This is a genomic window from Lutibacter sp. B1 (assembly GCF_012524075.1).
Taxonomy (GTDB): Bacteria; Bacteroidota; Bacteroidia; order Flavobacteriales; family Flavobacteriaceae; genus Lutibacter.
Genome location: NZ_JAAZUI010000028.1, coordinates 21,854 through 34,229, shown reverse-complemented (window position 1 = coordinate 34,229; position 12,376 = coordinate 21,854). Strand labels below are relative to the sequence as shown.

10 protein-coding genes and 1 pseudogene are annotated in these 12,376 nt (G+C 29.1%); 3 read left to right on the top strand and 8 right to left on the bottom strand.

Going from position 1 to position 12,376, the window contains the following annotated elements; all coding sequences use genetic code 11:
- Nucleotides 1-242: 242 nt before the first annotated feature.
- The gene (locus HGB55_RS13545; protein ID WP_168817433.1) at nt 243-821 is read right to left on the bottom strand and encodes an alkylphosphonate utilization protein; all 579 of its coding nucleotides are present in this window, start codon (nt 819-821) and stop codon (nt 243-245) included.
- Between the two features lie 261 nt (nt 822-1,082).
- Here HGB55_RS13545 and HGB55_RS13540 point away from each other — a divergent pair.
- The 3 genes and pseudogenes from HGB55_RS13540 (at nt 1,083) to HGB55_RS13530 (ending at nt 3,891) form a co-directional block, all read left to right on the top strand.
- Nucleotides 1,083-2,183 (top strand): annotated as a pseudogene (locus tag HGB55_RS13540) (DUF4407 domain-containing protein).
- 370 nt (nt 2,184-2,553) lie between these two features.
- The gene (locus HGB55_RS13535) at nt 2,554-3,282 is read left to right on the top strand and encodes a hypothetical protein (RefSeq protein WP_168817432.1); all 729 of its coding nucleotides are present in this window, start codon (nt 2,554-2,556) and stop codon (nt 3,280-3,282) included.
- A gap of 3 nt (nt 3,283-3,285) precedes the next feature.
- Nucleotides 3,286-3,891 (top strand): hypothetical protein, encoded by a 606-nt coding sequence (locus HGB55_RS13530; protein WP_168817431.1) that lies wholly within the window; start codon nt 3,286-3,288, stop codon nt 3,889-3,891.
- A gap of 92 nt (nt 3,892-3,983) precedes the next feature.
- On the opposite strand, the gene nhaD is transcribed toward HGB55_RS13530, so the two are convergent.
- The 7 genes from nhaD to HGB55_RS13495 all read right to left on the bottom strand — a co-directional run bounded on the left by nhaD (nt 3,984) and on the right by HGB55_RS13495 (nt 12,366).
- Nucleotides 3,984-5,360 carry a sodium:proton antiporter NhaD gene (gene nhaD, locus HGB55_RS13525; protein ID WP_168817430.1) on the bottom strand — a complete coding sequence of 459 codons (1,377 nt, stop codon included), beginning with the start codon at nt 5,358-5,360 and terminating at the stop codon, nt 3,984-3,986.
- A 202-nt stretch (nt 5,361-5,562) separates the two neighbouring features.
- Nucleotides 5,563-5,898 (bottom strand): hypothetical protein, encoded by a 336-nt coding sequence (locus tag HGB55_RS13520; protein ID WP_168817429.1) that lies wholly within the window; start codon nt 5,896-5,898, stop codon nt 5,563-5,565.
- 12 nt (nt 5,899-5,910) lie between these two features.
- Nucleotides 5,911-6,510 carry a hypothetical protein gene (locus tag HGB55_RS13515; protein WP_168817428.1) on the bottom strand — a complete coding sequence of 200 codons (600 nt, stop codon included), beginning with the start codon at nt 6,508-6,510 and terminating at the stop codon, nt 5,911-5,913.
- Between the two features lie 25 nt (nt 6,511-6,535).
- The gene (locus HGB55_RS13510) at nt 6,536-7,126 is read right to left on the bottom strand and encodes a hypothetical protein (protein WP_168817427.1); all 591 of its coding nucleotides are present in this window, start codon (nt 7,124-7,126) and stop codon (nt 6,536-6,538) included.
- Nucleotides 7,126-10,578, bottom strand: coding sequence for a SpaA isopeptide-forming pilin-related protein (locus tag HGB55_RS13505; protein ID WP_168817425.1), 3,453 nt, complete (start codon nt 10,576-10,578; stop codon nt 7,126-7,128). The genes HGB55_RS13510 and HGB55_RS13505 overlap by 1 nt, the downstream gene beginning before the upstream one ends.
- A gap of 44 nt (nt 10,579-10,622) precedes the next feature.
- Nucleotides 10,623-11,414, bottom strand: coding sequence for a hypothetical protein (locus tag HGB55_RS13500; protein WP_168817423.1), 792 nt, complete (start codon nt 11,412-11,414; stop codon nt 10,623-10,625).
- Nucleotides 11,415-11,727: 313 nt separating this feature from the next.
- Nucleotides 11,728-12,366 carry a hypothetical protein gene (locus tag HGB55_RS13495; protein WP_168817421.1) on the bottom strand — a complete coding sequence of 213 codons (639 nt, stop codon included), beginning with the start codon at nt 12,364-12,366 and terminating at the stop codon, nt 11,728-11,730.
- Between the last annotated feature and the right edge of the window lie 10 nt (nt 12,367-12,376).

Below are 12,376 nucleotides of genomic sequence, written 5' to 3'. Positions count from 1 at the left end.
GGTCAATGCCAATCCAAAATTGGGGCATTATCCTAAATCAGTTCCTTGTCATATTTGAAAAAAGGGTCCAGCTATAATTAGCTAAACCCTCGATATTTTATACTTACACACTTTGTGAAACAGTGTCTCATAAAACTTTCTTTTTACATTGTTGTATAAAAATTAAAAAGCTTGGGCAAAACCCCAAGCTTTTTTAAACTTACACACTTTGTGAAACAGTGTCTATTTTAACAACCTTTAACTTATATTTTCTTTACATATTTAGTAATAATCACAATTTGTTGCCCATCAACTTTTCCTTCAATATATTCAGCATTTTCATGATCTAACGAAATTCTACGTACTGCAGTTCCTTGTTTTGCTACCATACTCGATCCTTTCACTTTTAAATCTTTAATCAACACCACATTATCGCCTGCCTGTAAAATAACACCATTCACATCTCTGTGTACTATGGCGTCTTCTTTATCTTTGCCTTCTCCAGTAGCTTTAGCCCAAGCCAAGGTTTCATCATCCAAATACAACATATCCAACAAATTTTGTGGCCATCCTTCGGCTCTAAGCCTTGTTAACATTCTCCAAACCATTACCTGAACTGCCGGTACCTGGCTCCACATTGTATCATTTAAACAACGCCAGTGATTTACATCAACTTTATCGGCATCTTCAACTTGCTCTAAACACGTATTACAAACAAATATGCATTGCTCTGCACTGCCATCACTCGTTGACGGCACTTCAAACACACCTAAATTTTCCGTAGCATTACACAATTCACATTTAGACCCACTACGCTCTTGTAATTCCTTTATAACATTCATAACCTCATTTTAATTTGCGGCAAAAGTACATTTAAAAAACAGGTATCACAACTCAAAGTAAAAATCAATTGTATTTGGGCGTTACCTTCGGTCGGGCTTTTCGTTACAAGTCCTCGCTAATGCTGTGGGCTTTTCACTGCAATCCCTAACGCAATAAATATTGATACAACAAGTTAAATAACAATAACAACCTCATTTAAGAATACTTTAAGATAATAATTTTTAGAATTTTACGTTATTTGCATAACAAACTACTATGTTATGCTTAAACAATTCTTTTGGATGTGCTCCGGCGCAGATGTCGATATTTTACAAAACAGCTCAAAAGCCTAACAAACAAAATTTGCCGGTATAGGAGGTACCGTATTTTTTACAGCAGTTATGGCTTTTATTGCTTCAAGCTATGCACTTTTTACCGTTTTTGATAATTATTATACAGCTATATTTTTTGGACTAGTTTGGGGTTTGTTAATCTTCAATTTAGATCGTTTTATAGTTTCAACCATCAAAAAAACAGACCATAAATGGAAAGAAGTTTGGCAGGCAACTCCTCGAATAATTTTAGCAATTATTATTGCTGTAGTAATTTCTAAACCATTGGAACTTAAAATATTTGAAAAAGAAATTGACCAAGTGTTGTTAACTCAAAAAAACAATTTAACGCTGGCAAATAAAAATCTAATTGCCAATCAATATTCACCTGAAATAAATTCACTTCAAACAGAAATTAATCAGTTAAAACAAGAAATTGACACTAAAGAAACCGAAACAAATGCTTTGTACGAAACCTATATTGCAGAAGCCGAAGGCAGAAAAGGAACTAAACTCATTGGAAAAGGACCTGTTTATAAAGAAAAACGCGAAAAACACGATGCCGCTTTAACCGAATTACAAAACTTAAAAACGGAGAACAAAGCCAAAATCACAGAAAAAGAAAATCAAATTTCAACTTTAACAAATCTTCAAAATGAACAAATATCCACATCTCAACCAATAATTGATGGTTTTGACGGATTAATGGCTCGAATAAATGCGCTTGAAGAATTACCTTGGTTACCTTCATTTTTCATTTTTCTATTGTTTTTAGCCATAGAAACCTCGCCTATTTTCGCCAAAATAATTGCACCCAGAAGTGAATACGATTTAAAACTTCAGGATATTGAAAATTCAGTAAAAGTTTGGGTTACCCAAAAAGAACATCAGCGTTCAAAAATATTAAGTACCGATACTGCTATAAACGAAGCTATTTATAATGAATTGGCCGAAGAAGAAGAGTTATACAACTACAAAAAACAAAAAGCACGCGAAATTATGCAATTACAAGCCGATGCTTTTTATAAAAGTCAGAAAAATATGATATAATAAAAGGCTTATTCTTCTAAATTTAAATTTATTGGGGTTTAAAGAATAAGCCTAATAATTACCAAATCAAATAAGTTAAATCAACTAAATTTCACTTACTGAATATTTATGAAGTAAAAATACTCTTTTAAAAAAAACTGCTATTAAATTTTTAGTTGATAAAACAATTTCTATCGGTGAATAAACCTTTTTAATCGTTCAACTGTTTTTAATATCAGAAATATAAGGAACGTTTAGAATTGGTATATCTAATTTTCCTTAAAACTATTATTTTGTATATAGAGAGAAATAAAATTGAACAATTCTTTTTGTAAAATTTTGTATGCAGTTTTTTAATTATATTTGTGATATAAAATTCGATTTATTCAAAATGACACGATATAATTTCACTTTGAGATTCGATGATGACAATCATTCACTTACTGCTGAAAATGGTATTTCAATCGGCACATTATCTGAATTACTTACGTCATTATCAAAAGCAGTGTCTTTACAAAGAGATGATAAATTAGTCTTAAGTGAAATTAGAGGAAATTGTTATGCACTAAACTTAACTACAAATAGTGAGGTTGTTCAAGAAAGCCTAATTGTTGTTCACAGAAAAATTAGCACTAATGATTATACAGGGTTAAATTCAAATCAAAGAAGTTATGCTCAAAAAATAAAAACTATCTTAGGAGATAATTTAACTTTACAAGCATACAATGATACTCAGTCTTTTAAAGTTGAATTTCAAAAAATTGAACTGCCAAAATTACCAGATTATTATAATCAAATTAGTACTATAAATGGAGTTATAACCTCAATTGGAGGAAGAAGTCTAAAAGGGAAATCTACAATTCACGTTGCTGGGTTTAATTTTGATATTGAGATTAGTTTTAGTCAAGAAAAAAAATTAGCTAAATACTTTAAAGAAAAAGAATTAATATTTTTCATTAATAAAAAAATAAGTATGGATGATGATGAAATTAAAAGTGCTGAATTAGAAAGTTTTGAAGTCCCAAATGATAATAATTTTATAGATACTGCAACTGAAATAAGAAAAAAGTTTGGAGATGAAATTATTGAAAAATATAAAGACAAATACTTTAAAGGATAAGCTATGATAACTCCAATTGATAAGTGGGAACATATTTTTTTAGACACTTCTGTAATATTTGATTTACTAGCAAATTCTGAGAATCTAAAAAAGAATGAGCTTGTTAAAAAAAGAGTTGAGAATACTCAAAAATTATTTAATTATTTTAATGAGGTAACTAAACAAACAGGTAAAAAATATATGTTTTATATTTCAGCTGTTACCATTTCTGAAATGACGAGAAATGATAGTGAAAATATGGTTAATGCAATATTTTATTTTTTTAATTCATCAGGAATAACATTTGTAGATTTCTCTAAAAATATAGCATCTAAAATATCTCAAAACGTACGTGAATACTTACCTGATTATAGTGTAAATCAATTTATTTCTCATATTCAAAAAAACACAATAAAGCCTAATGATATTGTAAATATCCGAAATTGGATAATTGATGATTTGAAAATTGCAGCATCAGCAAAATCAATCAAAAAATTAGATGTTGTTTTAACAGCCGATAAAAATACTTTTAAACCAATAGCAGAAAAACTAAAAATTCCTGTTTTAGAAACTAATAATATTCCTAAGGATTTATTTGATGAAATAAGTTCAATTATGGGTATTTCATGAAAATTACATAAATCCAAGTTAATGTAATTCTTCTACAACTACAACTTAAACACCAAGTTAATTTTTATAATAAAAAATATTTCTACATAAAATTACAACCCAATGTAATAGAGTGCAGCACCGGCTAAATAACCAATAACAGCCAATATTGATATTTTTTTGAGATACCAAATAAAATCGATTTTTTCTAAACCCATAGCAGCAACACCCGCAGCAGAACCAATAATTAAAATACTGCCACCTGTACCTGCAGTATATGCTAAAAATTCCCAAAAACGCCCATCTTGAACAAAGAAACTTAAAAAATCTGTTGCACCTTGATCTGCTATAGGATACATTCCCATTGCACCGGCTACTAATGGAACATTATCAACAATTGCAGACAATACCCCAATTGCCAAAGCTATTAAATACACATTACCCAATTCATCTTTTAAATAATGTGACATAATATTAAGCTGTCCTGCAGATTGTAAAGAAGCAACAGCCATAAGAATTCCTAAAAAAAACAAGATTGTAGAAATATCTATTTTCTGAAGTATGGCAGATACACGCAATTGATCTTTAATATCGTTGGATTTATTTCTGTGCAAAATTTCAGAAACAGCCCATATAATACCTAAAGAAAGTAGCATTCCCATGTAAGGAGGTAAATGTGTAACTGTTTTAAACAATGGTACAAATAACAATCCTCCTACTCCCAAAACTAACATAAAAATTCTTTCAAATGGAGAAGTTAATGAATTTTCGTTCTCGTCTGTAATTGGACGCTCTATTGTTTTTCCTTTCATGGTAATACTTAAAACAATTAATGGTACCACCATATTTGCCAAGCTGGGAAGAAATACTCCTAAAATTATTTTAGCTGCTGTAATTTGACCTCCAATCCACAACATAATAGTTGTTACATCTCCAATTGGAGACCAAGCACCTCCTGCATTTGCAGCTATTACAACTATACTGGCAAATGTCCAACGCGTTTTTTTATCTTCAATAAGTTTTCGAAGTAAAGCAATCATTACAATAGTTGTTGTCAAATTATCCAACAAAGCTGACATGAAGAAGGTCAAAAAACTGATAATCCAAAGTAATTTTATTTTATTGGTTGTTTTTATTTTATCAGTAATAATTTTAAATCCGTCATGCCTGTCAACCATTTCAACTATAGTCATCGCTCCAAGCAAAAAGAATAATATCTCTGCTGTATCTCCTAAATGATAAATAATTTCATGCTCCACTATAAACTCATGGATTGTCTCAACAATGTCTCCCAATTCTTTATTTTTGGAAAACGCTTCCCAAGACGGGCTGAATCCCAGATTTAATATCTGTTCAGCTCCAAACATATAAACTACCCAGCATAATGTGCCTATTATTAAAGCAGCAGCAGCTTTATCAATTTTTAAAGGATGTTCTAATGCAATAAAAATGTATCCAAGAACAAACACAATAACCATTAGTATAAACATAATTTTAAATTTTTTATTTATATCATTTTAGTGAATTATCAATTGATCGAAATCAAACATTAAATGTAAGTTTTTAGCACTTATATTTAATATCTAAAATGAAAAAAAAATTAAAAATTACTGAACATAGTTGCTGCCGTAAAAAAGGCTTGTTTTTTACCTTTTTAAGATGTAAAACGAACCCTTTTAGTAGAGTAATTGTTTATTTTAATAATGTTAAAAACGACTCAAAATTGGCAATTAAAGACATCTTTTTCTTATTTAAAACTAAAACACTTTCAATATCATCTCTAGACTTTAAATATCTTGAGGCTGCTTTTACTTGAGATACGTTATTATTATTGTTATTAATAACACTTATACTTACGCTACTGTCTTTTGCTTTTCTTTCTAATGTTTTAAATAAACTTTCTGAATTATGTGTACTCCTAACAATACATAAATGATAATTATAAAGGGTTGTGTTTTCTATCAAACAGAACAAAATATCATTAGATAAAAAATTTAAAGGTTGAGTTATAATTACACCTCTTTTCATACTTTCTTAATTTTAATTCAAACTTCCTACAACAGTATAGTATACATCAAAGTTTACAGGATTTCCTCCTACAACTTTAACGCTAGGCTTAATTCTAAATTGAATGGGAATATCTTCCCTACAACCAACAAATTCAAAAACCTTAATTGCAGACGCTCCATCTCTGGGTATTGTAATATAATTTCCGCCATTTTCAGGAGTTAAACCTCTAGGACCTAAAGGTTGTATAGGCAATGTATCGTAGGTACTTACAGCAGGCAGTCCAAAACCACTATCAAATGTTGTTTTTGCCTCAATTATAAATCCGTCCGGAACATACGATGTGTACATGTATACTGAATATCTAAAAACATTTGCATCACAATTTTGTTCGGTTGAAGCAGCCGTTATACCCATCAAAATTGTAGGATCTAACGTAAAAGTAATTAGATTTGTATCAAAGTTACTTTCAAACCCTACAGAAGTATCATCTAATCCTGCTTCAGAAACTAAATCATTAATTGTTTGTGATATGTTTGGAAAACCAGAAACATCTAAGGTTCCAGGTAATATTTGTCCGAAACTTAAATAAGTGTTAATTAAAAATATTGTTATAAGAGTATACTTTTTCATTACTGTAAGTTTTAAAAAAAATTATTTATTTAATTCGATATTGTACTTCAAAACCATCTGGCAGTGAAACACTTCCAGGGTTTTCAATGGTATAAATTAGGTGATATCCATTGTTTACACCATCACCGGTATAACCGCTGGCAAAATCATAAACAATGATTTCTTCAGCCTGACTAAGTGTAATTTGTCCATATCTTGGATTTGCAGGAAAATCACCTTCAACTCCATAATTTCCAATCTCAATTTCAACTTTTATAGTCATCCCCGCCGGAACAGGTTGATTTGTTGAAACATATATTCTCGAAGGTTGATAATTGTTCGACCTTTGAGTGAAATTCAGCCATATATTATCAAGATCGGCTGCAGCACCAGAAGTTACAGGCAAGCCTGCTTCAGCAGAAATTACAGTTCCTGAACCTGTATTGGCACTAAAAGGATCAGGCTCAACATCAATTATAGCTACCGGTAAAAGATTAACAGTTGCCGGAACTGACTTTTGGTCTCCTCCCAAAATAAATGAGTTAGGATCATAAGCATTGATGGTTTCTTGAGCAAAATTGTTATACGTAGTAATAACAAATACTACTAAAATTAAATATTTAAATGTATATTTCATTATTGACCTACTTTAAAGTTCTTATTATTAAATTTTATTTTTCTGGTTTTTATTTTCACGTTTACTTTAACATCACTTTTTTCTCCTGCTTTTGCAATTACTTGTACATTATTTTCAATATCAAATAATTTATTGTTTTCTCTCAATCTTATCAATGTTAACTTATATGTTCCAGGAACAATTTTTTTAAACTGGAACTCACCCTTACTATTTGATTCTGTATAATATGTGAAATTATCATTCTCTAATTTTATATAACCTTGTAAATTGTATTTATTTAACTGGTTATTTCCCAAATCAATAATTCCATATATTCTAGTCGATCTAACTAATTCTATATCTAATTGCACTTTATTTCCTTCTTCTATTTTTACTTCAAAAGGAATTTTAGTTGATGCAACAACATCAATTGGCAAAGTGGATTCATCAATCAAAATATAATTTTTACCTAATGACAGGTTATTTAATTCGAACTTGCCATTTTTATCTGTTAATACGGTTTTCCCTTCAGCAATAATTTTTATTTTCTTAATATCAATAGTTTTATCTAATGAAAACACATAACCATCGATACCTCCTTGCTCTGCAATTTTTTTAATAGGAACACCAAAAGAATACGTGTATTTACCATAAACCAATAATTCCTTTTTATTAACAGTTCCCGGAGTTTCAAAATAATTTGAACGTACTTCAAATAAATGATTTTTATTAAGTTTTGCCATTAAATTGGCACTTATATAATCTCTTTTTAAATACGTATCTTCAGGACTAAAACCACTATTATAAGTTGTATTTAAACGTAAATTATTACTAAAATTATAATTAACGCCAGCACTATACCTCACGTAATTCAAATTTGTATTTGAACTTCCATAACGATTACTATAATTGTGGTTTATATTACCTCTTAACCTTAAACTATTTGAGAATCTGTATGACATACTTAAGTTATGTGCATACGTATTATTATAGTCGGCAAAATCACTTAATAAATTTCTTGTTTTAGCAATTCTACCATTAAAATTGGCAAAAAATGTATTGCTGCTGTAAGAATAACTATAGTTTAAACCATACTCTTTATAATGATAATTTTTAGGTTCTAATTTATCTTCTCTTTCTCTTCTGTCAAACCTAAAGTTAACTTTATGATACTGATTAAAACGGTATCCTACATACCCATAATAATTTTCAAAATAAGGCTCTGCTGCATAAAATAACGGATCCAATCTTTGGTTTACTTTGTATAATGATTGCCCAAGCCCAAAATTCCATTTATTTACTGCGTAATTTAAATTATTAGTATATTGAAAACTATTGGTTAATGTTCCAAAATAATTTTTACCGGCAATAGTTAAACTTCCATTATATGTTAAGTTTTTAAACTTTTGTGTAAGGTTAATATAGTTAGCAACATCAATATTTTCATTTGTTAAACTTACAGATGATTCACCTTTAATAAGTGTATTTCTATTTCTATAATCAACATTAAATGTTAAAATTTGCCCTTCTTCATTGGGATTTTCATTAATATTCTGATTTGTAAATTGAGAAAACCCTTTAGATCTGGTTAATGAAACTCCTGTACTTAAAGAATCTGTAACGTAATAATCTGCTTTTACACCATAAATTGGCTCTGAATTAAATTTATATAATCTTGGCTTAGAATAAAAGGCAGATAATGTCCAGTTTTTAACATTCTGAATTAATCTAAAACCCATTCCATATCTACTATTAAACCCTAATCTATCAATCTCATAGCTATGGTCTCCTAAATATAAAATAGTTTCATCTTTATATTTATAAATTAAGCTATATTGATCTGCAACACCAAATCGTTTAAGATTCTCTTGTTTAGGACCTCTTATAATGAAATTCAAATAATGATTTTTATCTAAATCTAAATACCCATCACCTGAAACTTCAGCCGACATTGTGGAAAAATGATCTTTTTTATTGGTATAGCTATTATAATACAAACTGGCTCTCACGGGATACCTGAAAAATGCATCTTTTTGTTTTATTTTTGAAGGAAAAACTTCAACACTATTATATGATCTGTAAGTTTCTCCAGAGGTATTACTGTACACTTCTAAACCTGTACCTATACTTCTAAAATAGTATGTTTTTGCATCCGTTTTTTGTGTTAAATTCACAATAATTGTAGAATCTGGCGCTATATTCAATATATTTTCTCCATCAATTATATTTTTTGATTTCAAATTAATTTTCTGCTCAATATTCCCATTATTTTTAATTGCATATGCTGTTCTAATTAACTCGCCTGCTCTTAAATTTTGAGGGGTATAAATATTATACACATCTAAATCATAATTTTCTGCAACATTAAACATTACTTCAACCGACTGTATTGTTTTACTATATACATCTTTAATTTCTATAGTAGCAGGAATTTTTCCCGGTTTAGTATTAGACGGTATGTAAAAACTTATATAAGCTATCTTTTTTTCGTTCTTTTTAAAAGAATTTATTGTGCTAACAGATATTATACTCCAACCTTCCGGAAATAAAACATCTAATTTAACAAAGCTAGTTTCAGCACTTTCATTTTCTACTTCTACTAAAAGAGTATGCCTTTTATTTACTTCATACCTTTTATTTTTGCTTAATACCTTTAAATTGAAATTATAAACACTATTTTCTTTAACTTTTAATTTATTTTTTTCTAAAACATTCAACAATACTTTATTTGAATTTTCAGTATTAATTATCTTTATAGAGTCTGTAGAACTTTCACTTCTTGTGCTATTGGTTTTTTGTTGCTCCGATTTTAAAACAATACTGGTTACTTTAACACTGTCTTTATTTTTAATCATCAAATTTGATGAGTTTGCTTTTTTTGACGTAGCTTTTATTAAAACTTCATCTAAAATAACAGTAGGTATAACAACCTCTTCATTATTCATAATGTCTTGTTTTGTGCCATCAGTATTAAAATTTTCATTTTGAGATACTAATTTTAACTCTCCATAATTAGATTTCGAACTTATTAACGTTGCTTTTTTTACTTCAGGTAACGCATTTGTATTTTTTACCGGTGAAAATCCAATGATTTTCGTTTTATTATTTTTTTCTTTAATATCAACTACTCTTGTAGCAACTGCATTTATTATATTTAGTAACGTATCGTACTTTTTTGTTAAAACCATATCCATTTTATTTAACTCGTTATTACCAATATAGATAGAATCAGATTTAAGCTCAATTTGACTTACTGTAAATTTCTTTTTTCCTTCATTAGTAACCTCTCCTAATTCTATCAATCCAAATGAAATAGAATCGGTTGAATTGATATTTTTAATTGGATGTAATTCTATACTATTTTCAGCTTCATTTGACAATCTTAATACATCAAAATCATCATGCGGCATATCTTTGGCACAACCTTGAAAAATAATAAAAAGAAAATAGATGTATTTTAATGCTTTTTTCATGATATTAAATTTTTATTGAATAGGAGATTACTTTTTGTTATAGCTTATTTTATAGTTAAGCTAATATTGGTTCCTACAAATTCTTCTCTTGAATCTGCTATTAAAACACAGTCATATTCTCCGGAAATTAGTTCGGAAATATCTATTTTGTAATCTCTGCAAAAACCGGGAAAAGTCATATTTCTATCAGTTACAGCTTCATAGATTTTAGTACCATTCTTATCATAAATCTCTAGGGATAAACGCACTCCTTCTATAAATAAACTTTTGTTAATTAATTTTACTTCAAGTTGTTTTTTATTACTGTTTTCATTTTCACTAATAGTAATATCCTTAAAATTGATGTTTAGTTCATCAAATGTGTTTACATGAGTTAATAACCCTACAGCATAAGTAATTTTAGAATCTAAACCAATATTTCCATTAATTGAATCTTCTCTAATTGGGTTTTCTAAATGAACCATTAGTGCTGACCAATAAGACCCTCTTAATGTTTTATCTTTTGGTATTTTAATAGTAAACCTGTATACATACCTTTCTTTTGGAGCAAGTACTTTATCTGTTATATTGCTTTCAAACCAATTAATTGATGATTGTGGATGAGTATATTCTTTAGTAAATATTCTGTTAGTTGTACAAGAAAAAATTGCATCATTTAACTCAAATGTTATATACTGCTCTTCAGTAGAACCATTCACTAAAATTACTTCTCCTGATATAACATCTCCTGAAGAACCAGAGTATATGTGTGTTAATCCATTAGTAATTGCAACATTGGAATACAATGAGTTTACAAAGATTGTAAAGAATACTATTATTAATAATTTGATTTTCATTTTACTGTTTTTTGAATTAAACTTTTACTTTTTTTAATTTGATATATTTCAAATCTAGATGTTAAATGAAGATTTTTCCGCTGTTTTTCGGTAGGCTGCTATTTACTATAGACCAATGGTATTTAGATTTCTTTAAAGCTATTAGTCGAAAAAGTATAAAGTAAACTTCCCTTTAATTTATGATTGACATAAAAATTGGTGAAGTGATAAATAAAGAAATTGAATTTTCCTTCTTATAAAGGAAACTATCATTAAAAAAAGGTTCTTTATTCAAATAAAGAACCTTTTTTTAACTTGAATAATTAACTAACTATTATAGATCAGATAGAGTATATCTAACTGTAGCTTGGTAAAGACCGGCTTGGTAACTTGCAAAATTTCCGTTTTGTTCTAAAGTATATGTTAATTTAACACCATTACTTTCATCTCCGGTATAAACACTCTCTATACTACTCACCAATAAAGCATCGGTACCTACGGGAGTTGTTGCTCCTAATGCTACACCACCAGCAGTAACTGTACCTGCTGAGTTTGCAGTACCTCCATTTGCTACAATTACCGGTGCTTCAGGAGTAATTCTTAAATCTAAGCTTCCCGGAAATGTACTTCCTGCTTCAAATTGAACATCAATTTGTCTTGTTACATCAAAACCAGAACCACTTTGCCCTGTTACACTTGTGTAATTAAGGAATAAGTTTCCATAGCTCATATCTTGAAAAGCATATAAACCTGCTTCTGCATTTGTACCAGCCAATGTAACATTTGTCATATCCATCATAATAGGACCTGCTTCAAAGCCTGTATTTGCATCATAAATATCTAAGATAGCTACTTCAGGCACGTTTACATCTAATTGATGCGATGCAATGTTAGTGTCGTTGTTGTCTTGTGCGCTTACATTTTGAATAAATACAAAGGCAAGCATAGCTGTAAATAAATTAATTTTTTTCATAATAAATTAA